This window comes from uncultured Nocardioides sp., from assembly GCF_947489365.1.
In the GTDB taxonomy this organism is placed as follows: Bacteria; Actinomycetota; Actinomycetes; order Propionibacteriales; family Nocardioidaceae; genus Nocardioides.
Genome location: NZ_CANLDB010000003.1, coordinates 331,918 through 357,109, shown reverse-complemented (window position 1 = coordinate 357,109; position 25,192 = coordinate 331,918). Strand labels below are relative to the sequence as shown.

The following is a 25,192-nucleotide window of genomic DNA, read 5'->3' as shown; positions in this document are numbered from 1 at the left end:
ATCGGTTGCGGCACCTTCGTGGCCTGGCGCTTCCGTGAAGCCCGGGTATCGCTCGTGACGCCGCGCTGAGGTGGTCGGGAGCCATGGTCGCGGTGCTCCCCACCGACCGGCGGCCTCGACGCAGTCGTCGCCGGCGCGGTTGCTCGACCTCCTCAGGAAGGGCGGTCGCCCGGACGTGACGAGACCCGGTGAGGGGCATCTTGCCCCTCACCGGGTCTCGACCATGCGCGCTCGCGCTGCTCGACCGGCGTCGGTCGCGGTCAGCGGGCGTCGGTCAGGCGGCCTTCGTGACCTCGGACTGCTCGCGCTTGGCGCGGGCGGCCATCTGGTTGAGGCGGGCCTGCGCCACGCGGCGGGTACGACGGTCGCCCGTCGTCATCGCCCACAGCATCTTGCCCTGCTCCACGAGGTTGCCCTTGTGGGTCGTCGCGAGGAAGTTGTTCGGCAGCGAGAGCCGGACGACCTTGTGCCACGCGCTCCCGACCTGCTGCGGCAGCGGGGCCGAGTGGTAGTTCAGCTCGTACTTGTCGAACAGCGCCTTCACCTTCGGCGCGATCTCGGCGTACCGGCTCGACGGCAGGTCGGGGAACAGGTGGTGCTCGATCTGGTGCGACAGGTTGCCGGTCATCAGGTGCATGAACTTCGAGCCCGAGATGTTGGCCGAGCCGAGCATCTGGCGGACGTACCACTCGCCGCGCGTCTCCTTCTCGGGGATCGCGTTGCGCTCGAAGGTCTCAACGCCCTCGGGGAAGTGGCCGCACATGATCACGGAGTGCGACCACACGTTGCGCACGAGGTTGGCGGTGAAGTTCGCGGCCAGCGCCGGCAGGAACGCGCCGAACGGCAGCGCCAGGGCCGGGTTGACGACGTAGTCCTTGGTCGCCTGCTTGCGGATCTTGCGGATCGTGTTCTTGGCGCGGCGGGTGAACTCCTCGCTGCGCTTCTCCTTCGGCGTGCGAAGGTTCTTGCCGAGCTCGAGGTCGTAGGCCGCGATGCCGTACTCGAAGAAGCAGGCGTTGATGAAGTTCCACACCGGCTGCGCGAGGTAGAGCGGGACCCACTTCTGGTCCTCGTCGACGCGCATGATGCCGTAGCCGAGGTCGTTGTCCTGGCCGACGATGTTCGTGTACGTGTGGTGGATCTCGTTGTGCGAGTGCTTCCAGCCCTCGGCGGTGGAGGCGTTGTCCCACTCCCACGTGGTCGAGTGGATCTTCGGGTCACGCATCCAGTCCCACTGGCCGTGCATGACGTTGTGCCCGATCTCCATGTTCTCGAGGATCTTGGCGATGCTGAGGCCGACGGTGCCGAGCACCCAGAGCGGCGGCAGCGCGGAGCCGAGGAGCACCGCACGCGAGCCGAGCTCGAGCTTGCGCTGCACGTCGACGACCTTGCGGATGTACGCCGCGTCCTTCTCGCCGCGGTCGTCGATGACGTCCTGGCGGATCGCGTCGAGCTCGACGCCGATGGCCTCGATGTCCGCCTCGGTGAGGTGCGCGGTGGGGTTCTCGGGCTTCTTGGTGATCGTGGTCATGCGGTGCCTCCTGGGCTGTGCGTCAGGGGAGCGTGCGGGGGGATGGGAAGAGCTCGGGGTCAGGCTGTGGCGTGGTCGATGTCGCAGGCGCCGGCAGCAGCACTGATGCAGGTCTGGATGGGGACGCCGCCCGGGTCGGTCTCGCCGGGGACGGCCGTCGTGATCGCGCCGTTGCGCAGGTCGCGCACGGCGCCGGAGCGCATCGGGAGGACGCACCCCATGCAGATGCCCATGCGGCAGCCGCTGGGCATGAGGACGCCGGCCGACTCGGCGGCGTCCAGGATCGGGGTGGCGCCGTCGGCCTCGACCACGACCGTGCCGGAGCCGAAGGTCACCGTGCCGCCCTCGCCGGGCTCGACGGTGGTGGCGCGGAAGCGCTCGGTGGTCAGCACCAGGCCGCGGTCGGCGTGGTGCGCCTCGAGGGCGTCGAGCAGCCCGGCGGGGCCGCAGGCGTAGGCCAGGCGGTCGTCGAGGTCGGGCACGAGGTCGACGAGCTGGTTCACGTCGAGGAGGCCGTGCACCTCGTCGTACCGCTCCAGGAGCGTGATGTGGCCGTCGCGGGCGTGGGCACGGAGCTCGTCGCGGAAGATCGCGGTGTCCGCGTTCACGTTCACGTGGACCAGCACGATGTCGGTGGTGACCGGCTCGGCGCGCGAGAAGAGGTTGCGGAGCATCCCGATGACCGGGGTGATCCCGGAGCCGGCGGTGACGAGCAGCAGCTTCTCGGGCAGCGGCTGGGGCAGGGTGAACTCGCCCTCGGCCTGCGCGAGCTGGATCATCTGGCCGGGCTCGGCGGCGTGCACCAGGTGGTTCGACACGACGCCGCCGGGGATGGCCTTCACGGTGAGGCTGATGCAGCCGTCGGCGCGGGGGCCGTGCGTGAGGGAGTAGGTGCGCCACAGCCGGACGCCGTCGACGTCGACCCCGACGCGGACGTACTGGCCGGGCAGGTGGCCGTCCCAGTCACGGCCGGGCTTCACGACGACGGTCGCGGACTCGGTCGTCTCGGGCTGGATCGCCACGATGCGGCCCTGGAGGCCGTCGCGACCGCGGCGGAGCGGGTGGAAGACGTCGAGGACGTCGTCGAGGTCGAGGGGGGTCACGGCGGCGTCGGCCACGGACCGGGCGCGGCGGCGCAGGGAGTCGCGCCAACCGCCGGCCTCACCGGAGCGGGAGGCGACGCGTCGTACGGGGAGTGCAGCACTCGACATGCTTCCATCATGCTGGCTCGAGCGAGTAACTTCCTGACCAGCGGACGTGAATCGAGCGCCGCAAGTTGTTCACTGCGAACAAGGGACGGGACCCGATGAGCGACTCGCCGGCGCTGGAGCCACCCGATCTGGTGCTGCCCGCGGACGTCCTGTCCGAGATGCGGGGCCGCCTCGCCCTGGTCGCCGAGCGGACCGTCGACGCCATCATCTCCGAGGTCCCCAGCTACGCCGGCGCGCTGAGCGGCCCCATGGGCGAGAAGATCCGCCAGGCCGTGCAGCTCGCGCTCGGCGGCTTCATCTCGCTGGCCGCCCGCACCCGCGAGGCACCGCGGACGCCGACCGCCCCCGCCGTGGACGGCGCCTACCAGCTCGGCCGCGGCGAGGCCCGCGCCGGACGCTCCATGGAGGCGCTGCTGGCGGCGTACCGGATCGGGGCGCGCGCGTCGTGGCGCGAGATGTCGTCGGCCGCGGTCGCGAGCGGCATCGACGCCGGGACCCTCGGCGACTTCGCGGGGCTGGTGTTCGCCTACATCGACGAGCTGTCCGCCTCCAGCGCCGCCGGCCACACCGACGAGCTCGCGACGTCGGGCCGGGTCCGCCGCCGGTTCCTGGAACGCCTCGGCGGGCTGCTGCTCGCCGGGGCGTCGCGCGAGCAGGTGCTCGCCGCCGCCGAGCGGGTCGAGTGGGTGGTGCCCGAGACGCTGACCGCGGTCGTCGTCCCGGACTCGCAGCGCCGCGCCGTGCTCGGGGTCGTCAGCCCCGCGACGCTCCAGCCGGTCGACGACCTGCCCGGGCTGGAGGGGCGGGCGCTGCTGCTCGTGCCCGACGCCGCCGGGGCCCGTCGTACGACGCTGCTCGAGGCGCTGGCGGGGCGCGACGCCGTCGTCGGGCCCGCCCGCCCGGCGCTCGAGGTGCGCGCGTCGTGGGACCGGGCCGCGCGTGCGCTGGGGCTCGGGCTCGCGGACGGGCTGGTCGACACCGAGGAGCACCTCGCCGAGCTCGTGCTGCACGCCGACCCCGTCGCGCTGGGCGACCTGCGGGCGCGCGCCCTCGCGCCGCTGGCCGGGGTCCGCGGCGACACCGCCGAGAAGCTGCAGGACACCCTGCGGTCCTGGCTGCTGCACCAGGGCCGGCGCGACGCCGTGGCCGCGGACCTCTTCTGCCACCCCCAGACCGTGCGCTACCGGATGGGCCGGCTGCGCGAGCTGTACGGCGACGCCCTCGACGACCCGCGCACCGTCCTGGAGCTGACGCTGGCGCTGGCCTGAGGCGCTCGGGCGGGACCGCCTGCCTACGGTGACGGAGTGCTGCGCCGTGTCCTGCCCGTCCTGCTCGCGGCCCTGCTGATCATGGGGTGCTCAGGCCCGCCAGCTCCGGACGCCGAGCCCGGGACCGGTGCGACCTCGGCCGAGCCGTCCCCCCGGCCGCTGCGCTACGTCGCGCTCGGCGACTCCTACACGGCCGCGCCACTGGTCCCGCGGGTCGACGGGGCGAGCGGGCCGTGCGTGCGCTCGACGGGCAACTACCCGGCGATCGTGGCCGAGGCCCTGACGGAGGACGGGACGCCGGTGCGGGTCGTCGACCGCAGCTGCGTGGAGGCGGACGTGGCCGACCTTTTCGCGCCGCAGACCGTGCGCGGGGGCGAGGTGCCGGCGCAGACGGCGCCGCTGGATCGCCGTACGGACCTGGTGACGGTGGGCATCGGCGGCAACGACGTCCTCGGTCCGCTGCTGGGCGGGTGCCTCGTCGGCGGGACCTGTGCCGACCTCCCCCGCTCGGACTCCGCCGCGAGGCTGGCCGCGCTGCGCACCGACCTGGGTGACGCGCTGCGTCGGATCGGGCGGCTGGCCCCGCAGGCCGAGGTGCTGCTCGTCGGCTACCCGCAGACCGCGCCGCCTCGGGGCACCTGCGACGCGCTCGTGCCGCTCGCGGCGGAGGACGTCGCGTACGCCCGCGGCCTCGCGGACGACCTCGACACGACCCTGCGGGCGGCCGCGGACGACGCGGGTGTCGGCTTCGTCGACGCGTACGCCGCCTCGGCCGGCCACGACATCTGCGGCGAGCGGCCATGGGTCGCGGGGACCACCACGGTGCCGGGTGAGGCGCTCGCACTGCACCCGTTCGCGCGGGGCCAGGAAGAGGTGGCGGCACTGGTCGTGGAGGCGGCCACCCCCTGAGCTCGGACCGGAGATCGAGGTGCGAGGCCGGCCACGGCCGAGCCACGAGATCCCGCGATCGAGCCGGCGGCCCCTCACCGGGGCCGTCTACCGCGGTCTCGTGGATCTACCGCGGTCTGGTGGTGCGAAACGGCCCGCCAGGGACGTGTTCAGTGGCAACAACACCGCGTTACATGACCCGGCGCGGGTCCGGCCCGGGGCGGGCCCGGGGCGGGCCCGGAGTGGCTCAGACCGGGTGGACGACCCGGCCGTCGACCATCGTCAGCGCGACGGGCATGTCGCGGAGCGCGGTGGCGGCTGCGGCGGTGTCCCAGGTGACCTCGCCGCCGTCGTCGACCATCGGGGCGCCGTCGGCGGGGCCGAGGGCGAGCGGGTCGGCGTCGAGCAGGACCAGGTCGGCGGGGTGGCCGGGGGCGACCGTGCCGAGCCCGTCGACGGAGGCGGCCAGGGCCTCGGCGGGTGTGAGGGTGTGCTCGGGGTGCCACACCGGGCGGTCGTCGGCGCTGCGGTGCACGGCGGCGGCCATCGCGAGCCACGGGTCGAGCGGCGCGACGGGGGCGTCGGAGCCGAAGCGCAGGTCGACGCCGGCGTCGGCGAACCAGCGCCACGCGAAGCAGCCCTCGGTCCGGTCGGGCCAGACCCGCTCGGTGAGGTCGCGGTCGTCGAGCAGGTGCGCGGGCTGGACGCTGGCGCGCAGGCCGAGCTCGGCCATCCGTCGTACGTCGGCGCGGGCGACCAGCTGGGCGTGCTCGATGGCGCCCGCGGCGCCGGTCTCGGCGTACGCCCGCAGCGCGGCCTCGACGGCCGCGTCGCCGATGGCGTGGGTGGCGACCTCGAGGCCGTGGGCGTCGGCGCGGGCCAGGAGCGCGCGCAGCTCGCCGTAGTCGAGGTTGGGCTGGCCCGCCGGGTACTCCAGGCGGTGCGCGTCGGCGTACGGCGCGCAGCACCACGCCGTCCGGGTGTTCAGCGAGCCGTCGGAGATGATCTTCAGCGGCCCCATCGTGACCATGCCGTCGCAACCCGGGAGGGGGTCAGCGGTGCGCAGGCCGGCACCGATGGCGTCCTCGAGGCCGTCGGCGTACGTCGCCGCGCGGACGCGCAGCAGGTCGGCGCCGCCGTCGTACCGGTCGGTCCAGTCGCCGGGCCCGCCGCCGAACTCGAAGTCCACCAGGCCGACCACGCCGCGCTCGGCGCTGGCCTCCATCGTGCGGCGGTACGCCGCGGGCGAGGTGGAGTCGTCGCCGAACATCGTCATCAGCCGGCCGTAGGCGCGGAACCACTCGGCCTCCCGGACGACGGCCTCGCGGACCGGCAGCGCCAGCCACATCAGCGCGGTGGTGTTCATCCACGCGTGGTGGGCGTCGCCGGAGATGAGGATCACCGGGGTGTGCGGGGCGACGGCGTCGAGCAGCGGCACGAGCGGCTCGTCGGGCCAGTGGGCGGAGCGGTGGCCCCACCCGATGACGGCGCCCTCGGGTCCCTCGGCGATGCGCTCGGCGACCATCCGCACGGCCTCCTCGGCCGACCGGGCGCCCGAGAGGTCGAGGCGGGCGGCGGTGACGGTCCACTGCCCGAGGTGCACGTGCTGGTCCCACAGACCCGGGACGAGCCAGCGGCCGCCGGCGTCGATGGTCGGCGCCAGCACCCCCGGACGGAGTCCGGGACCGACGTCCACGACCAGACCGTCGCGCACGAGCACGTCGACCGGGTCGGCCGCGACGGGGGCCGGCGGGACCGGTGCACCCCAGCGTCCGGTCCGACGCGCGGCGAGCGGCACCAGCCGGACGTCGCGCAGCAGCATCATCGCCATGGGCCGCACGCTACGACCACGTATGAGGAGCGCTGTGGGAGGGTAGAGATCATGTCCGACACCGTGCTGCCCGGTCTCGGCACCGTCCTCCGTCCCGTCCAGCGACGCGACCACGCCGCCGTCCTCGAGCTCAACGAGCGCAACGTCGACCTGCTGTCGCCGATGGACGAGGAGCGCCTCGACCGGCTGCTGGCCTGGTCGGACCGCGCCGAGGTCATCGAGCTGGACGGCGAGTTCGCGGGCTTCGTGCTCACCATGGCGCCGGGCACGGACTACGACTCGACCCACTACCGCGCCCACGCGGAGCACTTCGGGAACGACTTCTACTACCTCGACCGCATCGTCGTGGACGACCGCTTCCGCCGACGCGGCGTGGCGGCGGCGGCGTACGACGAGATCGAGCTGACCGCGACGCCGTACGGGCGGCTGGTGCTGGAGGTCAACCTCGACCCGCCGAACGAGCCGTCGCTGGCGTTCCACCGCGGTCGCGCGTTCCGTCCGGTGTCGGACTACCCCAGCGCCGACGGCAAGCGCGTGCAGCTGATGGCGCTCGAGCTGCCGCGCCGCGGCCGGGCCTGACCGACACCATGACCGGGCGGCGCGGCCTCGCGGCGCTGCTCCTCGTCGTGCCGCTGTCCGCGTGCACGGGCGAGGCCTCGGCCCCGACCCCCGCGGCGAGCCCGACCCCGGCCCCGACCGCGGACCCCCTCGCCGCCCCGGGTGCCGACGAGCTCGCCGCGGCCGAGGACGACCCCCGGCGCGACAGCTTCTACCCCGGCGTCGGCGACCCGGTCGTCGACGCCCTGCACTACGGCCTCGACCTCCGCTGGGCGCCGGAGGACCGGGAGCTGTCCGGCACCGCCGCGGTCACCTTCCGCGCGACCGCCGACGCCGACGAGGTCCGGCTCGACCTCGCCCGTGCCATGGGGGTCCAGGAGGTCACCCTCGACGGGCAGGCGGCGCCGTACACCCAGCTGCGGCGCGACCTCGTCGTCGACGCGTCCGGGCTCGGCGGCGTCCGCGCGGACGAGGTCCACCGCCTCGTCGTCACCTACGCCGGCACCCCCGCCCCGGTGCCGGCGCCCAGCGCCCGGACGGACCTCGCCGAGGCCGGGATGCGCGTCACCGCCGACGGGTGGTTGTGGACGCTGCAGTCGCCGTACGGCGCCTTCACGTGGTTCCCGGTCCACGACCAGCCCTCCGACCGGGCGTTGTACGACGTCCGCGTCGACGTCCCGGCGCCGTGGACGGGCGTCTCGGGCGGCGCGCTCGTCTCGTCCGAGGTCGTCCGCGGCGACTCGGGGAGCCGCCGCGTCACGACGTGGGAGCTCGACGAGCCGGCGGCGGCGTACCTGACCACCCTCGCGGTCGGCGACTACGTGGCGACCGAGCGCGAGACGGCGTCCGGGCTGCCGGTGACCACCTGGACTCCTCGCGGTGACCGGGCCGCCGCGGCCGACCTCGCCTTCTCGGCGGAGGCGGTCGACTGGATCGAGGACACCCTCGGCCCCTACCCGTTCGCCACCGTCGGCGGCGTGCTGGTCGACGCCGACAGCGCGATGGAGACCCAGACCCTGCCGACGTACGGCGACACCGAGTACACCCGCTCGGAGCTCGTCGTCCTCCACGAGCTGGTGCACCAGTGGTACGGCGACGCGGTCACGCCGACCGACTGGCGCGACCTGTGGATGAGCGAGGGGATGACGACCTACCTGCAGCTGTGCTGGGAGGTGGAGGTCACCGGCCGCTCGTGGCGCGCGGTGCTCGGCGAGGCGCAGCAGTACGCCCGCGACAGCCGCGCGCTCGCCGGGCCGCCGGGCGACCCGGACCCGCGCCAGTACGGCAGCTCCACCGTCTACTACGGCCCCGCGCTCATGTGGCACACGCTGCGCGCCGACGTCGGCGAGGACGCCTTCTGGTCCGCGGTCCGGGCGTGGCCGGCGGAGGGTGGTCCGAGCGCGGACCGCGAGGAGTACCTCGCCTGGCTCGTCGACCGCCTCGCCGGCGACACCGACACCGACCTGCCGGCGTTCTTCGACACCTGGCTCGGCGACCGGGAGCTGCCGCGGTTCGACCCCGTCCCGCTGCCGGACCCGCCGCCGCTGACCTGACCGCTGTCGGCGGACCCCTCTTGCGCCGTCCGGTGCCGGGGGGCTGGGGTGGAGCCCATGAGGCTGCTGGTGTTGGGCGGGACCGTCTTCCTCTCCCGTGCGGTCGCCGAGGCCGCCGTACGACGGGGCCACGACGTGACCTGCGCCTGCCGGGGCGCCAGCGGGTCGCTGCCCGACGGCGTCCGCCACGTCGTGCTGGACCGGTCGACCACCGGCGCCGGCGCGGTGCTGGACGACGGTTTCGACGCCGTCGTGGACGTCGCCCGCGACCCCGCCTGGGTGCGGTCGTCGGTGGCGGCGACGCCGTCGGCGCACCACGTGCTCGTCTCGACGATCAACGTCTACCCCGACACCTCCACGCCCGGCGGCGGCCCGTCGGCGCTGTCGCTGCACGAGCCGCTGCACGACGTCCCGGACGAAGGCGAGGCGGAGGCGGAAGCGTACGGCGCCCTCAAGGTCGGCTGCGAGCTCGCCGTCGGCGCGGCGGCGAGCAGCTGGGTGGTGCGGCCCGGGCTGATCGTGGGCCCGGGCGACGGCTCGCAGCGCTATCCGTGGTGGGTACGACGCCTCGTCGACGCGGCACCCGGCGAGGAGGTGCTCGCCCCCGGACACCCCGACGACCCGGTGCAGGTGATCGACGTCCGCGACCTCGCGGAGTGGCTGGTCGACGGCGCCGAGCAGCGTCGCACCGGCGTCGTCGACGGCGTCGGGCCGGTGGTCGGCCGCGGCGAGGCCCTGGCCGCGATCGCCCGCGGCGTCGGTGCCGACGTCCGGTGGACCCGGGTCGACCAGGACACCCTGCTCGCCCACGACGTCGCCCCCTGGGCCGGCCCTCGGTCGCTGCCGCTGTGGCTCCCGCTGCCCCAGTACGCCGGGCTGATGGCGCACGACCCCGAGCCCGCCCGCGCCGCCGGCCTCCGCACCCGCCCACCCGAGCAGACCGCGGCGGACACCGCGGCGTGGCTCGCCACGCAGCCGGATCCGTCACCGCCCGAGGGCCTCACCCGCGAGGAGGAACGCGCGCTGCTCGCCGCACTGACCTGAGGCGGTCGACGCATCGACGAGACCCGGTGGAAGGAGGTCGGCCAGGTGCGGGGATCTCGTGGCTCGGGCCTGGCGGCCCTCGCACCTCGATCTCCGGGAGACGTCAGGGCAGGTCGAGCCCGTCGAGGCCGCAGCTGAACGCGGCGCCGACGCCGGCGTTGTTCATCTCCGGGTCGTCGGCCTCGGTGTTGTCGGCGTCGACGGTCAGGTCGTCGAAGAGCACGCCGCCCTCGACGAGGGCGTCCACCCCGACGTCGTCGACCCAGGTCTCGGCGGTGCAGGAGGAGATCTCGTCGTCGGCGTCCGTGCTCGGGTCGTCCTCGGACGACTCCTCGAAGTAGGCCGTGAGGTTGTCGATCGCGAGCTGCCGCTCCGCGGGGCTGTCGTACGGCGCCGCGACCTCCTGCGAGGCCTCCTCCTCGGTGCCCGTGCCGCTGCCGCTGCTGCTGCCGCTCGTGCCGGCGAGCACGCCGAGGAGAATCGCGAGGGCGACGAGGACGGCGCCACCGGCGATCGCGAGCCAGGTCCCGGTGCTGATCCCCGAGCCCGACGACGGCTTCCGCGGGGGTCCCACCGGCGGACCCGTCGGGCCCATCGGACCCATCGGACCCCGCGGGGGCCCCGGGGGCACGCCGTACTGCGGGGTCGGGGTGCTGGGTCCGCTCGGACCCGCCATCCCGGCGGGGCCGGACGGCGCACCCATCCCGGCGGGACCGCTCGGCGCCCCGAGGCCCCCGGGACCGCTCGGGCCGCTCGGCGGCGCGCTCGGCCCGCCGAACCCGCTCGGGCCGCTCGGGCCGCTCGGGCCGCTCGGGCCGCTCGGCTGGCCCGCGGGGACGGTGCCGTCGGGGCCGATGGGGACCACGATCGGCTCCGACGTCTTGCGCGCCCACTCCGCCAGCCGGCGCAGCTCGTCGCGGAGCGCGGCGGCGCTCGGGTGGCGGAACTGGGGCTGCTTGGCCATCGCCTTGAGCAGGACCCGGTTGGTGGTCTCCAGGATCGGCTCCGTGGCCGCCAGCTGCCGCACGGGCTGCTCGATGTGGCCGCGGATGACCTGGTACTCGCTCGTCCCGCCGTACGGCGACTGGCCGACGAGGGTCGCCCAGAGCAGGCAGCCGACCGAGTACACGTCGGACGCGACGCCCGCGTCCGCGCCGAGGTGCAGCTCGGGCGCCATGTACGCCGGTGTGCCGATCTGGCCGCCCGAGGAGGTGACCTCGGCGTCCACGATCCGCGCGATGCCGAAGTCCGCGACGTACGCCCGGACGCCGTCGGACCGCCGTCGCACCAGCACGTTCGCGGGCTTGATGTCGCGGTGGATCAGCCCGGCCTCGTGGGCGTCGGAGACGCCGGCGGCGACCTGGGCGACGATGTCGAGCGCCGTCGCCAGCGGCGGAGCACCGTCGGCGCGCAGCAGCCCGCCGAGGTCGCCGTCCGGAACGAGCTGGGTGGCGATGTAGAGCCGCCCCTCCTCCTGGCCGTAGGAGTAGACGTGGACGACGTTGCTCGAGTCGAGACCCGCCTGGGTGCGGGCCTCGCGGGTGAACCGGGTGCGGAACGCCTCGTCCTCGGCCATCCCGGGCGCGAGCACCTTCAGCGCGACCTCGCGCTGCAGCCCGTCGTCCCACGCGGCGTACACGACGCCCATCCCCCCGGCGCCCAGTCGTCGGCGCACGGTGAACGGGCCGATCGACTCGCCGTCCTCCGGGAATCCGCCCTCCACGGAGGAAGTGTCTACCCGTCCTCGCCGGTTTCAACCCCTCCGGGGCGGGTATCGTCCGCGCGTTCGCGATCGCGAACGCCGTGACGAGGGCGGGGCGGGGGCGGGCACCGGGTGGACGAGGCCAGGCTGCGCGACAACCTCGCCGAGCAGACCGCCCTGTACGGCGCCGGCGTGGGCGAGCTGCTCGCGGGCGTCACCCGTCCGCTCGGCCTGTCGCAGGCCGCCGTCGCCCGGATCCTGGGGCTGAGCCCCGCGATGCTGTCGCAGCTCGTCACCGGCCACCGGGTGAGGATCGGGAACCCCCGGGTGCTGCACCGCCTCCGGCTGCTGCTGGACCTCGCCGAGGAGTCGCCACGGCTCACCCGGCGCACGCTCGCGGGGCGCCTCGCCGAGATCGGCCGCGCCAACGCGGACCTCACCACCCGGGAGCGGCCGGTGACCGCGGCGACGACCGTGACGGCGCGGACGCCGGCGGAGACGTTGACCGCGCTCCTGCGTGCCGCGGCGTCGCCCGAGGAGCTCGACCGGGCGGCCGCCGCGCTGGACGACGTCGCCCCGGGCGTCGCGGCGCTGCTGCGCGCCCACGGGCCCGGCGCCCCGGAGCGACCGCTCACCCGCTGAGGCCGCAGCCGATCCCGGCGAGGGTGAGGGAGCTGCGGACATCGGCGTCGTACTCGGAGACGTCGGTGTCGGTGGGCTGCAGGTCGTCGTCGAGGGCGTCGTTCTCGACCAGCCGGTCGACGCCGACGTCGTCGACCCACTGCTCGGCGGTGCACCGGGCGGTGCTCTCGTCGCCGGTCTCGGTCTCGAACGCGGCGGTGAGGTTGTCGATCGCCTGCTGCCGCCGCGCGGGGTCCTCGCCGGCGGCGGTCAGGTCGGACGTCGGGGCGTCGGTGGCGCTCGGGGAGCCGTCGGAGGGGCCGGCCTCCCCGCCCGGCTCGCCGTCGTCGGACGGCCACAGCGCGACCCCGGTCGCCGCCACCACCACGACCACGAGGACCGCGGCGACCACCAGCGCCGCCCTCCGGCCGCGGCGGGGACCTCGGGGCTCCGGGCGGACGACGGGCCGCGGGGCGGGCGCCGCGGTCGGGGTCCCCTCGGCGACGAGGGCGGTCACCTCGCGCAGGTCGGCGCGGAGCGCGCCCACGTCGGGGTGCCGGTCGGCCGGGGACTTCGCGAGGGCACGGCCGAGCAGCCGGTTGAGACCCTCGACCAGCGGACCCCGCCCGGCGAGCCGCGGCACGGCCCCCTCGACGTGGCCGCGGGCGACCTCGTAGTCGGTGCCGGTCCAGGGTGGCGACCCGACGAGCAGGATCCACAGCAGCAGCCCCACGGCGTACACGTCGGAGCCCACACCGGCGACCTCGCCGCGGTGCAGCTCGGGGGCCATGTACGTCGGGCTGCCGACCAGCACGCCGGTGCGGGTGAACCGGTCGTCGACGCCGCGGGCGATCCCGAAGTCGGCGAGGTAGGCGTGCAGGGCGTCACCGCGACGTCGGACGAGGACGTTGGCGGGCTTGATGTCGCGGTGCAGCAGGCCCGCGCGGTGGGCGTCCTCGAGGCCCTCCGCCACCTGGGAGACGACGTCGAGGGCCAGCGCCGGGGGCAGCGGGCCCTGCTTCTCGACCAGCGATCCGAGGTCCCCGTCCCGGACGAGGGGCGTCGCGATCCACAGCCGACCGGCGTCCTCGCCGGTCGCGAGCACGGGCAGGACGTGGTCGGAGTCGAGACCCGCCTGCGTGCGGGCCTCGCGGGCGAACCGGCGCCGGAACTCGTCGTCCGCGGACAGGTGCGGGGCCAGCACCTTCAGGGCCACCTCCCGCTGCAGGGCCTCGTCCCAGGCGACGTGGACGACCCCCATGCCGCCGGCGCCGAGCCCGCGGAGCAGGCGGAACCCGCCGATGCGCCGCGAGGGGGTCTCCGGGGCTGGCACAGGGACTGTCTACCCGCAGCGGGCGAGGTCCGGCCACCGGACGCCCGGGGTCGGTGCGTGCGCCACAGGAATACCGGAGGGCCCTCGAGGGTTCCCCAAGCACTTGCGCCTCGCGCGCACCACGGCTCAGAAGGAGCACACCATGGGCATCATCGGATTCCTCGTCGCGGGCCTCATCATCGGCGCCCTCGCCCGTCTCATCAAGCCCGGCAAGCAGAACCTCAGCATCCTGTGGACGCTGCTGCTGGGCATCGCCGGGTCCGTCATCGGCGGTCTCATCGCCAGCGCGATCGGCTCCGGCAGCATCGGTGAGCTCAACGTCATCGGGTTCGTCATCGCGGTCGTCGCCGCCGTCCTGCTGATCGGCGTGGCCGAGGGCCTCGCCGGCCGCAAGAAGGTCAACGCCTGACGCAGGCACCGCGCCACCGAGCCACACCGGTCGCCCCGGTCCCCCGCCCTCGTGGCGGCGGGGCCGGGGCGTTCGTCGTTCAGGCGCCGGCCCCGCCGACGGCCGCGGTCGGGGGAGGCGTCGGCAGGGCGGCGATCTCGCGGACCAGGTCGGCCGATGACTCCCCGAGCCCCTGGGCCCACGCCGCGTCCCACTCGGCGACGTGGAGCAGCGGGCGGCTGCGGGCCAGGATGCGCTCCTCGTCCTCGCCGAACCGGTCCGAGTACCCCAGCCCCTCCACCTCGCGGAAGACCGACAGGCTGCCGATGATGCGGACGCAGTGGCGCGGGTGGGCGACGGCCACCGTCCCAGCCATGGTCTGGGCGAAGGCGTACTTCTGCAGCGGGTCCCCGTGCTCCGCGAACAGGCCGGCGTGCTCGGCCAGGCGCGCGTGCGCCAGGTCCTCGCGCCCCCGGCGTACGTCCAGGTCGGCCAGGTCGTTCTCGCGGATCAGCTCGAGCGGCCAGCCGCGGGCGGCGAACAGCCGCTTCAGCTCGAGGATGGCCACGCGCGTCCGGTCGAAGTCGCCGCAGGTGTAGGACAGGTAGGACTCGTTCTGCACCGCCAGGACGGCGACCATCGGGTCCGGGTCCGTGGCGGCCACCTGGGCCAGCTGGCGCTGCCACCGCCAGGCCTCCTCGACGTCGGCCGGCTCGGTCGCGCTCCAGCCGACGGCGTTCGCGACCTCGGCCATCACCCGGGTCGGCGACCGCCACGGCGGGTCGTCCGCCGTCGCCTCCCAGCCCACCAGGGGTGCGGCCTCCCGGGCCCGGAGGAGCGCCCGTGCCCCGTCCCCGTGCATGCCCTCGCGGCGGGCCTCGACGGCGAGCAGCCACGCGCGCCCCAGCCGGGCCAGGACGTCGTCCGAGGTGCCCGGGCCGAGCGCGTCGAGGCCGGCCGCGCACCACCGTCGGGCGTCCCCGGGCAGGCGGTACTCCAGGGCGACGTCGGCGGCGAGGGCGCACCGGTGCGGCCAGGGCATCGGGTGGCCGTCCCAGACCACGTCGGCGTCGGGTCGGGCGAGCGCCGCACCGATGTTGGCGACCTCGAGCACGATCGTCGCCCGGGCCGTGCGCAGGTCGACAGGCCGGTGGAGGGGGTGCAGGTCGCGGGCGAGGTCCAGGTGGAACTGGGCGTGGCGGCGCTCGGCCTCCGCGCGCACGCCGCGCTCGGCGAGCCGGTCCAGCGCGAAGCGCCGCACCGTCTCGAGCAGGTGGAAGCGGGGCTCGCCGTCGGCGGTGTCCGTGACCACCACCATCGACTGGTCGACCAGGTCGAACAGCACGTCCAGCAGGTCCTCCCCGTCGAGGTCGGGACCGGGGACGACGGCCGCGACGCCGGGCAGCGAAGCTCCCCCGAGGAACACCCCCAGGTGGTCCAGGACGGACCGCCGGGGGCCGTCGAGCAGGTCGTGGCTCCAGGCGATGGTCGCCCGCAGCGAGGTCTGCCGGTCGTCGGTGTCCCGGCGGCCGTGGCGCAGGTCGAGGGTCCCGTCGACGCGGGCGAGCACGGCCCGGGGCGAGAGGACCTTGACGCGGGCCGCGGCGATCTCCAGGGCCAGCGGGAGCCGGTCGAGGACGGCGCACAGCTCCTCCACCTCCGCCCGGTTCGACGCGTCCACCGCGAAGCCGCGGCGGGCCCGCGCGGCGTGCCTCGCGAACATCGTCACCGCGTCGTCGGGCTCGAGGGCCGGCACCACGTGCTCGTGCTCCCCGGCCACGTGCAGCGGACGACGCGAGGTGGCGACGACGGTGACGTCCCCGGCCCCGTCGAGCAGGGACCTGACGACCTGGTCGGCCTCGTCGAGGTGCTCGAGGTTGTCGAGGACGAGGAGCATCCGGCGACCGCTCAGGTGGTCGAAGAGGCCCGGCGGCACCTGCCCCTCGGGCGGGACGCCGAGCACCTGCGCGGTGGTCGTCCACATCCCGGTGGCGGACGTCGCGCCCACCATCGGCACCACGAACACGCCGTCGCCGAAGAGGGGGGCCACGGAGGCCGCCACCGCGTTCGCCAGGGTCGTCTTGCCGACGCCGCCCGGCCCGGTGAGCGTGACCAGGCGGGCGCCGCCCCGGACCAGCGCGGCCAGCTCGGCGACCTCGCCGTCACGGCCGACGACCTCGCGGAGCCCCTCGCGCAGGGCGGTCGGCAGACTGCCGGCCCCGCCGAGGGCGCGCAGCGGCGGGTGGTCGTCGTCCAGCCCGGCCGGCGTGAGCTGATGGATGCGGGTGCGGGTCGGGATGTCCCGCAGCCGGTGCTCCCCCAGGTCGGTGGCGGTGACTCCCTCAGGGAGCGCGTCGGCCACCCGCTCCATGGTCGCCCCGGACACCAGCAGCTGGCCGCCGTGACCGGCCGCGGCGAGTCGCGCGGCGCGGTGGACGTCCATCCCGACGTAGCCGTCGGCGTGCCGGCTCGGTGTGCCGGTGTGGAGGCCCATCCGCACGCGCACCCGGGCGTCGTCCGGCCAGGCCGCCTCGGCCAGCGACCGCTGGGCGCCCACCGCGGCGGCGACGGCGTCCGCGGCGGAGTCGAAGACGACGAAGGACGAGTCGCCCTGCGTGCCCAGCTCGAACCCGCCGTGCCGCTGCCACGCCTCCCGGCACGCCTGACGCTGGATCTCCAGCACCAGGGGCCATGCCTCGCCGAGCGCGTGGACCATCTGGGTGGACCGCTCGATGTCGGAGAAGAGGAGGGTGACCTCACCGCTGGGCAGGTCCCGAGTCACGCGCGCAGTGAAACACAGTCGATGTGTCGTGCAGCGCACACTCCGGCAGGACAGACTCGGGCAGCATGGACGACGAGCTCGGGGACGACCTGCCGGACGACCTCGTCGACGGTCGTCGTCCGGGGTGCCGGGGGGCACCCCCAGGACGCCACGACCGGTCCGACGGACCTCCGCAGGTCCCGAGCGGCTCGGAACCCGGTCACCCATGGGGGTGGCCGGGACCGGGTCGTCCGGTCCCGTCCTCCTCGCCGCTGCTGGCGTCGCTGGGCGACCTGGAGCGGGACGCGATCCTGGCGGTGGCCCGCCCGCGGTCGTTCGAGCGCGGCGAGGTCGCCTGCCACGAGGGCGACCCGGCCGACTCGATGCACCTGGTCGCCGACGGGCGCTTCACCGTCCACGTCTCGCTGGCCACCGGCGACACCGGCATGGTCAACCTGCTCGGCCCGGGCGACTACTTCGGCGAGCTGGCGCTGCTGCGGACGGACCGGCGCCGGACGGCGACCGTCAGCGCGATCGAGCCGGCCCGGACCCTGGTCGTGACCGCCTCGGCCTTCCGCCTGCTCTGCGCTGAGCACCCGGCGATCTACCGCACGCTCGCGGAGCTGCTGGCGGGCCGGGTCGACGCCCTGAGCCGCACCGTCCTGGAGCTGATGCGCGTCAGCCTCGACGAGCGGGTCTACCGCCGGCTGCTCGAGCTCGCGCTGGGGACGCCGACCGGCACGGACGCCGGCGCGCCGGTCGTCGTCCCGCTCACCCAGGCGCAGCTCGCGGAGCTGACCGGCGGCACCCGGCCGTCGGTCAACCGGGCGCTGCGACGGCTGGTCTCCGACGGGACGGTGTCCCTGGCCCGCGGCCTCATCACGGTGCACGACCTGGAGGCGCTCCGCCGGCACTGCCAGCTCGACGGGTCCTGAGCGTCTCGCCCGCCGGTACGCTGCCGCGGTGACCACCGGCTGGCCGCTGCTCTCGTCCCTGGCCGAGTCCCAGCGGGCCGAGCTGCTCTCGGTGGCCCGTACGCGCAGCTTCGCGAAAGGCGACATCGTCTGCCACGAGGGCGACCCCGCCGACTCCCTGCACCTGGTCGCCGACGGACACTTCGCCGTCCGGGTGTCGCTGCCGTCGGGCGACGCGGTCATGGTCAACCACCTCGGGCCGGGCGACTGCTTCGGCGAGCTCGCGCTCCTGCGCCCCGACGGCCGGCGGACGGCGACCGTCACCGCGCTCGAGCGGGCCCGCACGCTGGTGGTCACCGAGACCGGGTTCCGCCGGCTCTGCGAGCAGCACCCCGCCGTGCACCGATCACTCAGCGTGCTGCTCGCCGACCGGGTCGACAGCCTCAGCCACGACGTGCTCGAGCTGCTGTACGTCGGCCTCGACCGCCGGGTCTACCGCCGACTGGACCGCCTGGCCCGCAGCTACGGCGAGGAGTCCCGCTCCGGAGCCGGGCCCGTCGTCGTCCCGCTCACCCAGGCGCAGCTCGCCGAGCTCACCGGCGGCACCCGGCCCTCGGTCAACCTGGCGCTCCAGCGGCTCGTGAAGGAGGGCGTGATCACCCTCGGGCGGGGCCGGGTCGAGGTTCTCGACACCGCGGCCCTCGCCCGGTACTGCCGCTACTGAGGGGCGCCGGGTCCCGGTGCAACGGTGGGGAGCGCCGCCATCTCCCGCAGCAGGTCGTCGAGGGGCTCCGTCGTGCCGCGCCGCCATGCGGCGTCGTACTCCTCGGACGTCATCAGCGGCCGGACGCCGTCCAGCACACGCTCGGTCTCGGCCATCCCGTAGTCGTCCTCGCCGAGGCCCACGACCTCACGCAGGGCAGCCGACGCGGCGTACACCCGCACGCACAGCGCCGGGTGGTCCTGGCCGACGGCCTCCGCCATCGTCTCGGCGTACACCCCGAGCAGGTAGGGGTCGCCGCGCTCGAGGGGAAGGTCGACGTGCTCGGCGAGCAGGGCGTGGGCGCGGTCATGGCGCCCGAGCCGGTTGTCGACGTCGGCGAGGTTGTTCGGGTCGTGGACACGGGGCGGGAGCCCCGCCTCGCGCCGGAGCCGCTGCGACGTCACCCGTTGCTCGCGCATCGCGGGCAGGTCGCCGTCCTCCTCGGCGAGGTAGGCGCCCATCTCCGCGACGAGGGACGCCAGCAACGGGTCCGGCCGACCCTCCGCGAACGCCGCCATGCGCTGGTGGTCCGCCCGTGCGCGGTCGACCAGGCCCAGGTCGACGGCGCTCAGGGCACCGAGGTAGGCGGCCTCCACCGCGACCAGCGCTCCGGAGCGCCACGGGGGCGAGGTCCCGTCGAGCACCTCCCCCTCCACCAGGGGCAGCGCCCTGTCCGCTCGTTCCAGTGCCCGGGCCGCGTCCCCGTGGCGGGAGTCGATGCGCCCCAGCTCGCTGTGCAACCAGGCTTCCGCCAGCCGGTCGTCACGGGCGAGCGCCAAGCCGCTCCCCAGCCACTGGCGGGCGTCCTCGACGAACCGCAGCTCCAGGGCGAGGGAGCCTGCCAACGCGTACCGGTGCGCAGGCGGCACGTCCGTGCCGTCCCAGACGAGCCTCACGTGCGGCCTGGCCAGGGTGGCGTCGACGTTGGCGAGCTCGCGCACGAACGTCGCGCGGGTCCCGCGATAGTCACCGGCGGCCAGGTCGGCGTGCAGACGTCGCACGAGGTCGAGGTGGTGCTGGCCGTGCCGGCGCTCGGCCTCCGGTCGCCCGCCGCCCTCCTCGAGCCGGTCCAGGGCGAAGCGGCGCACCGTCTCCATCAGGCCGAAGCGGGGCTCGCCGTCGTCGGTGTCGCCGGCGACGACCATCGAGCAGTCGACGAGGTCGAAGAGGACGTCGAGCAGGTCCTCCCCGTCCAGGGCGTCGGGCGGGACCACGGCCGCCACGGCGTTCAGCGAGGCACCGCCGACGAAGACCCCCAGGTGCACCAGCACCCGACGGCGCGTCGGGTCGAGCAGGTCGAAGGACCAGGCGATCGTGTCGCGCAGGCTGGCCTGCCGGCCCTCACGCAACCGCTGTGCGGACGTCAGGTCGAGGCTGGAGTCGAGCCGCGCCAGCATCGCCTGCGGCGAGAGAACCCGCACCCGGGCCGCGGCGATCTCGATGGCCAGCGGCAGCCGGTCCAGCGCCGTGCAGAGCGCACGGACCTCCGCCCGGTTGCCATCGTCCACCACGAAGCCGCGGCGGGCCCTCGCCGCCCGTGCGGCGAAGAGCGACTCGGCGTCCTCCGGCTCCAGACCCAGGACGGCGTGCTCGTGCTCGGCGGCCAGGTGCAGCGGACGACGCGACGTGGCGACGACGCTGACGCCGGGCGCGGCGTCGAGCAGGTCGGCGACGACCTGGTCGGCGTCCGCGATCTGCTCCAGGTTGTCGAGCAGCAGCAGCAGTCGGCGGTGGCGCACGTGGTCGAGGAACGCCGGCGGCACCTGCGCCTCCGGCGGCGCGTCGAGCACCTGGGACAGCGCCGCCCACATCCCCACCGCCGCGCTCACCCCGGACATCGGCACCACGAACACCCCGTCCGCGAACCCTTCGGCGACAGCCGTGGAGACCGCCGTCGCCAGGGTCGACTTGCCCACCCCGCCCGGTCCCGTCAGGGTCACCAGCCGGGCGCCCCCGTCGAGGGCCGCGACGAGCTCCGCCACCTCGCCGTCCCGGCCCACCAGCGAGCCGGTCCCCTCGCGGACCGAGGTCGAGAGGCTGCCCGCCCCGCCCAGGGTCCGCAGCGGCGGGAAGTCGGCGTCCGCGCCCGCCGGTGACAGCTGGAACAGCCGCGTCCGCGTCGGGATGTCCTTCAGCTGGTGCTCACCCAGGTCCCGCGTCACGACCGAGTCCGGCAGCGCCTCGGCCACCAGCCGCATCGTCGACTCCGAGACCAGCAGCTGCCCGCCGTGCGCCGCCGCGGCCACCCGGGCGGCCCGGTGGACGTCCATGCCGACGTACCCGTCCGCGTGGCGCGTCGGCGTCCCCGTGTGCACCCCGACCCGGACGCGCACCCGCGCACCCTCGGGCCAGGTCGCCTGGGCGATCGACGCCTGCACCCGCAGCCCCGCCGCCACCGCGTCCCGCGGGGAGGCGAAGACGACCATGAACGAGTCACCCTCGGTCGCGAGCTCGTGGCCGCCGTGACGCGACCACGCGCGACGGCACAACCGCCGCTGCTGCTCCAGCACCCGGGCCCAGTCGTCACCCAGGGCGTGCACCATCGCGGTCGACGCCTCGATGTCCGAGAACACCAACGTCACCGTGCCGGTCGGCAGCACCGCGCCCCCCACGTTCCCCATGCGGGCAGTGAAGCAAACGGGGCGTGCCGGGAGCACCGTGGTCTAGACCGCGGCCCGGACATCGTGGCGGCCCCATGGCTCCCGGAGTCTCCTGTGGCGGCTCGGACGCAGGGTCCGCGGACCGACGCCGGCTGTGTCGGCCCGCCGACAGACCCGGACGCACGGCCGCACGAGAGTTCCCTCCGACAGCCGCACACCGACGAAGGAGCAGACCATGACCGACGAAAACCCCCAGCCCGAGACCGACGACGTCGAGGGCCACAAGCGCCGCAACCTGTTCGTGGCCGACGAGACCGACGACGGCGACGACGACGACGTCGAGGGCCACAAGCGCCGCTCCATCCGGGGCTGAGGACCGCCGGTCGGGCGGGCGCGTCGTGACGTCCGCCCGACCGGCACCGCCCCGGTCGACCCGATCCGCCGCAGCTTCGGAGGAGAACGCCATGCCCGACCGCGAGAAGCGGGTCCGCGAGGACGACCCCGCCGCCGCCGATCTCGACGACGTCGAGGGCCACGGCCGCCGGGACCTGCCCGGCGACGAGCAACCCGGCTCGACGTCCACCGCACCCGCGCACGACCTCGAGGACCGGGCCTGACCCGTCATGGCTCGTGATCGCGGCCTGACCGCTGCCCTGCGCCACCGCGACTACCGGCTGATGCTGGGCGCCTTCACCCTCTCGGACATCGGCAACTGGGCCTCCACCGTCGCGGTGGCGGTCTGGATCGTCGACGTGACCGGCTCGGTGTCCTGGCTCGCCGTGGCCACCGCCTGCCGCTTCGGGCCCGCGCTGCTGTTCAGCGCCTGGGCCGGCGTCCTCGTCGAGCGGCGCGACAAGGCCCGCGTGCTGCGGACCGTCGACCTCCTGCTGCTCGCGGTCACGGCCGCGACCGCGGTCGCGATGACCCTCGAGTCGTCGGTCTGGGTCGTCCTCGCCCTCGCCGCCGCCGGCTCGACGTTGGGGACGACGTTCGAGCCCGCCGCCGCGAGTCTCACCCCCCAGGTCGTGCCGGAGCGCCACCTCGCCTCCGCCAACGCCCTGCGCAACACCGTCGACGACCTCACGGTCATCGCCGGGCCCGCCCTCGGGGCCCTGCTGCTCCTCCTCGGGCCACCGCAGAACGCCGTGTGGGCCAATGCAGCGAGCTTCGCCGTCTCGGCCGTGATGCTGTCGCTGGTCCGCACCCGCAGCAGCACCGTCGACACCTCCGCGGGCGGTGAGCTCGGCGCGCTCGCACAGCTCACCACCGGCCTCCGGACGATCCTCGCCGAGCCCGCGAGCGCCGTCCTCGTGGGCTACTCGGTGCTCGCCACCGCGATCTTCGGCATCGACACCATCCTGTTCGTCGCGGTGTCCGACGACCTGCTCGGCACCGGCCCCGACGGCTACGGCTACCTCCTCGTCGGCCTCGGGGTGGGCGGCCTGCTCGCCGCTCCCCTGGTGACCCGCGCCGAGGCGCTGCCGCGGCTGGCGCCGGTCATCGTCGGCGGGATGGCGGCCTTCTGCCTCCCGATGCTCGTCGTGCTCGTCAGCGGCGAGCCCGCCGTCGCGTTCGCCGCGCAGGTCGTCCGCGGCGCCGGCACCCTGGTCGTCGACGTCCTCGCCGTGACCGCCCTGCAGCGGGCCCTGCCCACCGACGTCCTCGGTCGGGTCTTCGGGGCCTTCGACACCCTGATGATCTGTGCGATCCTCGTCGCCTCCGGCCTCACCTCCTGGTCCCTGGCCGCCCTCGGCACGGAGGCGACGGTCTGGATCAGCGGCGCCGGCACCTTCGCGGTCAGCCTGCTGGGCCTGCCCCGCCTCCTGCGCGCCGACCGGGCCGCCGCGGCCCGACGCGCGGAGCTCGCGCCGTACGTCGCCCTGCTCGAGGCCGGCGACCTGTTCGAGCACGTCGGCGAGGGCGACCTGATCGAGCTGGCCGGCACGGCGACGACCGAGGACGTCGCCGCGGGCCAGGTCGTCGTCCGGCAGGGTGAGGAGGCCGACGCGTTCTACGTCGTCCTCGACGGCCGCCTCGCGGTGGTCAACCGTGACGACGAGGGGCGGGACGTCGTCGTCCCCGACCTCCACGCCGGCGACCACGTCGGCGAGATCGGGCTGCTGCAGCGCTCGACGCGCACCGCCACCGTCTTCGCCGTCGAGCCCACCCGGCTGCTGCGCGTGCCGGGCGAGGCGTTCCTCGACGCCCTGACCTCGTACCGTCCCTCTGCGGCCACGCTCGACGGCGCCGCGCTGCGGCTGCGTCGCACCCACCCCACCGCCACCCTCACCCCCAGGACCGGAGCCGAGCAGTGAGCGCGAACCCCCCGCCCGACCTGACCAGGATCCTGGCGAGCACCCGCACCCTGTACGCGGCGGCGGCCTGCTCCTGCGCACTCGTGGACGACGACGGCACCGGGCTCACCTTCGTCGCCGCGGACGGGGCCGGCGCCGAGGCCGTCCGCGGCGTCACGCTGCCCGTCGACCGTGGCGTCGCGGGGTGGGTCGCCCTGTCCGGCCAGCCCACCGGGATCGCCGACGTGGCCCGCGACGCCCGCTTCGCCCGCGACGTCGCCGAGGCCACCTCCTACGTGCCCACCTCGCTGCTCGCTGTGCCCATGGTCGACCCGGACGGCGAGGTCGTGGGGGTGGTCGAGGTGCTCGACCCCACGGCGGAGCACCTCGGCCTGGCGGTGCTGGCCGTCGTGGCCAGCCAGCTCGAGGCCGTCGTCCGTCACACCGCGAGCACCGACGACGAGGGCGTGGACCCCGCTCTGGCCGCCGTCGTCCGCCGCGTGCGTCCGGACCAGGCGCCGCTCGCCCGGGCGCTGCTCGAGGCTCTGGTCGAGCGCTCGTGAGCGACGCACCCGCGGACCTCGACGACCCCCCCGCCTGGGCGGACGCCTTCGACGGCGTGTCGGCGGTCCGCGCGCTGCCCCTGGCCGACGTCCGGGAGTGGGCCTTCGACGGCGCGACCGGCGCCGGGGTCCGGGTCGCGGTCGTCGACTCCGGTGTCGACGCCGCCCACCCGGCCGTCGGCGAGGTGGCCCGCAGCGTCGCCGTCCGCCGGGTCCCCGACCCGCCCGAGGGGGACGACGGAATCCGCTTCGACGAGGGCCCCCACGACGACCTCGTCGGGCACGGCACCGCCTGCGCGGGCATCATCCGCCTGTTCGCCCCCGAGGCGGAGCTGTGGTCGGTACGCGTGCTCGGAGCCAACCTGAAGGGGCAGGGCGGGTTGCTGGTCGCGGGGGTCGACTGGGCCGTCGAGCGGGGCGTCGAGGTGCTGAACCTGAGCCTGTCGAGCAAGAGCCGGGCGATGTTCGCGACCCTCCACGAGGTCGCGGACGACGCCTACTTCGCCGGCAGCACGCTGGTCTGTGCCGCCAACAACGTGCCCGGGCCGACGTACCCGTCGCAGTTCGCCTCGGTCGTCTCCGTCGCGGCCCGGCCCGGTGACGACCCCTGGGGCCTCGCCTGCAACCCGCGCCCACCCGTCGAGTTCGGTGCCCGCGGCATCGACGTCGAGGTGGCCTGGAGCGGCGACGGCGAGACCTCGATCGTGGCGACCGGCAACAGCTTCGCCGCGCCTCACGTGGCGGGGATGGTCGCGCTGCTGCGCAGCAAGCACCCGTGGCTGGCGCCCTACCAGGTCAAGGCCGTGCTGCAGGCGGTCAGCGTGAATGCGGTGACCGCCGCCTCCTAGCGGCGGGCCTCGGCCTCGCGCAGCCTGCTGCAGAGCGCGAGGAGCAGTGCGTTGGCCAGCTCGGCGTCCTTCTCGAGCAAGCCTGCGACGGTGGAGTGCGGGATGGCGAACGTCGTCGTGGGCGCCGTGGTCGTGACCGTCGCCGACCGGGGCCGTCCGTCGATCATGCTCATCTCGCCGAAGTAGTCGCCGGGGCCGAGGGTGCGGAGCGTCTCGCCGCGCCGGGACACCTCGAGCGCGCCCTCCAGCACGACGTGCAGGGCCAGGGCGCCGAGACCCTCGGTGGCGATCTCCTTGCCGGCCTGGCTGGTGACCTCGCTCCCGGCGTCCACCAGCTTGCGCAGCTGGCGGCGTGACAGCCCCGAGAGCAGGTCGACGGAGGAGAGGGCCTGCTCGAGGTCGCTGGACATGGGGCTCCTTGCCTGGTCGAGGTGCGGTGGCGGCACCTTAACGCCGGAACGGGCAGGACGTTCCCCTGCGCCGCTCCGGCCGCCCGGGCCGTTCGGGCCGAGTGTGGGCCG

General features: G+C 75.1%; 22 protein-coding genes. 14 read left to right on the top strand and 8 right to left on the bottom strand.

Annotated elements, in window-relative coordinates:
• Positions 1-274: 274 nt before the first annotated feature.
• Positions 275-1,531: an acyl-CoA desaturase gene (locus Q0858_RS10825; protein ID WP_299053840.1), complete on the bottom strand. Its 1,257-nt coding sequence runs from the start codon at positions 1,529-1,531 to the stop codon at positions 275-277.
• 59 nt (positions 1,532-1,590) lie between these two features.
• Complete coding sequence (locus Q0858_RS10820) at positions 1,591-2,742, bottom strand: ferredoxin reductase (RefSeq protein WP_299053837.1); 1,152 nt, start codon at positions 2,740-2,742, stop codon at positions 1,591-1,593.
• A gap of 95 nt (positions 2,743-2,837) precedes the next feature.
• Here Q0858_RS10820 and Q0858_RS10815 point away from each other — a divergent pair, with 95 nt between their 5' ends.
• Positions 2,838-4,010, top strand: coding sequence for a CdaR family transcriptional regulator (locus Q0858_RS10815; RefSeq protein ID WP_299053835.1), 1,173 nt, complete (start codon positions 2,838-2,840; stop codon positions 4,008-4,010).
• Between the two features lie 36 nt (positions 4,011-4,046).
• Positions 4,047-4,919 carry an SGNH/GDSL hydrolase family protein gene (locus Q0858_RS10810; protein ID WP_299053833.1) on the top strand — a complete coding sequence of 291 codons (873 nt, stop codon included), beginning with the start codon at positions 4,047-4,049 and terminating at the stop codon, positions 4,917-4,919.
• Between the two features lie 226 nt (positions 4,920-5,145).
• Here Q0858_RS10810 and Q0858_RS10805 read toward each other — a convergent pair whose 3' ends face one another.
• Positions 5,146-6,729: an amidohydrolase family protein gene (locus Q0858_RS10805; protein ID WP_299053831.1), complete on the bottom strand. Its 1,584-nt coding sequence runs from the start codon at positions 6,727-6,729 to the stop codon at positions 5,146-5,148.
• A 51-nt stretch (positions 6,730-6,780) separates the two neighbouring features.
• Between Q0858_RS10805 and Q0858_RS10800 the strand changes: the two genes are divergently transcribed.
• The 3 genes from Q0858_RS10800 to Q0858_RS10790 are packed head-to-tail and all read left to right on the top strand — an operon-like array spanning position 6,781 to position 9,884.
• Positions 6,781-7,308 carry a GNAT family N-acetyltransferase gene (locus tag Q0858_RS10800; RefSeq protein WP_299053829.1) on the top strand — a complete coding sequence of 176 codons (528 nt, stop codon included), beginning with the start codon at positions 6,781-6,783 and terminating at the stop codon, positions 7,306-7,308.
• Positions 7,309-7,316: 8 nt separating this feature from the next.
• Entirely contained in the window at positions 7,317-8,840 is a 1,524-nt protein-coding gene (locus Q0858_RS10795; protein ID WP_299053827.1) for a M1 family metallopeptidase, read from the top strand.
• 57 nt (positions 8,841-8,897) lie between these two features.
• A complete protein-coding gene (locus tag Q0858_RS10790) occupies positions 8,898-9,884 on the top strand; it encodes an NAD-dependent epimerase/dehydratase family protein (RefSeq protein WP_299053824.1) in 987 nt (328 codons plus the stop codon).
• Positions 9,885-9,987: 103 nt separating this feature from the next.
• Here the strand turns inward: Q0858_RS10790 and Q0858_RS10785 are convergent, their stop codons facing one another.
• Positions 9,988-11,607: a serine/threonine-protein kinase gene (locus Q0858_RS10785; protein WP_299053821.1), complete on the bottom strand. Its 1,620-nt coding sequence runs from the start codon at positions 11,605-11,607 to the stop codon at positions 9,988-9,990.
• Between the two features lie 111 nt (positions 11,608-11,718).
• On the opposite strand from Q0858_RS10785, the gene Q0858_RS10780 reads away from it, so the two are divergent.
• The gene (locus Q0858_RS10780; RefSeq protein ID WP_299053819.1) at positions 11,719-12,228 is read left to right on the top strand and encodes a DNA-binding protein; all 510 of its coding nucleotides are present in this window, start codon (positions 11,719-11,721) and stop codon (positions 12,226-12,228) included.
• Here the strand turns inward: Q0858_RS10780 and Q0858_RS10775 are convergent.
• The gene (locus tag Q0858_RS10775; protein ID WP_299053816.1) at positions 12,218-13,540 is read right to left on the bottom strand and encodes a serine/threonine-protein kinase; all 1,323 of its coding nucleotides are present in this window, start codon (positions 13,538-13,540) and stop codon (positions 12,218-12,220) included. The two genes, Q0858_RS10780 and Q0858_RS10775, sit on opposite strands and share 11 nt — an antisense overlap.
• Before the next feature lie 142 nt (positions 13,541-13,682).
• Between Q0858_RS10775 and Q0858_RS10770 the strand changes: the two genes are divergently transcribed.
• Positions 13,683-13,949, top strand: a complete 267-nt coding sequence (locus Q0858_RS10770) for a hypothetical protein (protein WP_299053815.1) — start codon at positions 13,683-13,685, stop codon at positions 13,947-13,949.
• A gap of 79 nt (positions 13,950-14,028) precedes the next feature.
• Here the strand turns inward: Q0858_RS10770 and Q0858_RS10765 are convergent, their stop codons facing one another.
• The gene (locus Q0858_RS10765; RefSeq protein ID WP_299053813.1) at positions 14,029-16,710 is read right to left on the bottom strand and encodes an adenylate/guanylate cyclase domain-containing protein; all 2,682 of its coding nucleotides are present in this window, start codon (positions 16,708-16,710) and stop codon (positions 14,029-14,031) included.
• A gap of 65 nt (positions 16,711-16,775) precedes the next feature.
• Here Q0858_RS10765 and Q0858_RS10760 point away from each other — a divergent pair, with 65 nt between their 5' ends.
• Together Q0858_RS10760 and Q0858_RS10755 are read left to right on the top strand one after the other, a co-directional pair.
• Positions 16,776-17,624 (top strand): Crp/Fnr family transcriptional regulator, encoded by an 849-nt coding sequence (locus tag Q0858_RS10760; RefSeq protein ID WP_299053810.1) that lies wholly within the window; start codon positions 16,776-16,778, stop codon positions 17,622-17,624.
• A 28-nt stretch (positions 17,625-17,652) separates the two neighbouring features.
• The gene (locus Q0858_RS10755) at positions 17,653-18,327 is read left to right on the top strand and encodes a Crp/Fnr family transcriptional regulator (protein WP_299053807.1); all 675 of its coding nucleotides are present in this window, start codon (positions 17,653-17,655) and stop codon (positions 18,325-18,327) included.
• Here the strand turns inward: Q0858_RS10755 and Q0858_RS10750 are convergent.
• Positions 18,321-20,987 (bottom strand): adenylate/guanylate cyclase domain-containing protein, encoded by a 2,667-nt coding sequence (locus Q0858_RS10750; protein ID WP_299053804.1) that lies wholly within the window; start codon positions 20,985-20,987, stop codon positions 18,321-18,323. The two genes, Q0858_RS10755 and Q0858_RS10750, sit on opposite strands and share 7 nt — an antisense overlap.
• A gap of 214 nt (positions 20,988-21,201) precedes the next feature.
• Between Q0858_RS10750 and Q0858_RS10745 the strand changes: the two genes are divergently transcribed.
• The 5 genes from Q0858_RS10745 to Q0858_RS10725 all read left to right on the top strand — a co-directional run bounded on the left by Q0858_RS10745 (position 21,202) and on the right by Q0858_RS10725 (position 24,671).
• Positions 21,202-21,339: a hypothetical protein gene (locus Q0858_RS10745; protein WP_299053801.1), complete on the top strand. Its 138-nt coding sequence runs from the start codon at positions 21,202-21,204 to the stop codon at positions 21,337-21,339.
• Between the two features lie 91 nt (positions 21,340-21,430).
• A complete protein-coding gene (locus tag Q0858_RS10740; protein ID WP_299053798.1) occupies positions 21,431-21,583 on the top strand; it encodes a hypothetical protein in 153 nt (50 codons plus the stop codon).
• A gap of 6 nt (positions 21,584-21,589) precedes the next feature.
• Complete coding sequence (locus tag Q0858_RS10735; RefSeq protein WP_299053796.1) at positions 21,590-23,281, top strand: MFS transporter; 1,692 nt, start codon at positions 21,590-21,592, stop codon at positions 23,279-23,281.
• Positions 23,278-23,823 carry a GAF domain-containing protein gene (locus Q0858_RS10730; RefSeq protein WP_299053794.1) on the top strand — a complete coding sequence of 182 codons (546 nt, stop codon included), beginning with the start codon at positions 23,278-23,280 and terminating at the stop codon, positions 23,821-23,823. Before Q0858_RS10735 ends, Q0858_RS10730 begins: the two co-directional genes overlap by 4 nt.
• Positions 23,820-24,671 (top strand): S8 family serine peptidase, encoded by an 852-nt coding sequence (locus Q0858_RS10725; protein WP_299053792.1) that lies wholly within the window; start codon positions 23,820-23,822, stop codon positions 24,669-24,671. Before Q0858_RS10730 ends, Q0858_RS10725 begins: the two co-directional genes overlap by 4 nt.
• Here the strand turns inward: Q0858_RS10725 and Q0858_RS10720 are convergent.
• Positions 24,668-25,081 carry a cyclic nucleotide-binding domain-containing protein gene (locus tag Q0858_RS10720; protein WP_299053791.1) on the bottom strand — a complete coding sequence of 138 codons (414 nt, stop codon included), beginning with the start codon at positions 25,079-25,081 and terminating at the stop codon, positions 24,668-24,670. The two genes, Q0858_RS10725 and Q0858_RS10720, sit on opposite strands and share 4 nt — an antisense overlap.
• Between the last annotated feature and the right edge of the window lie 111 nt (positions 25,082-25,192).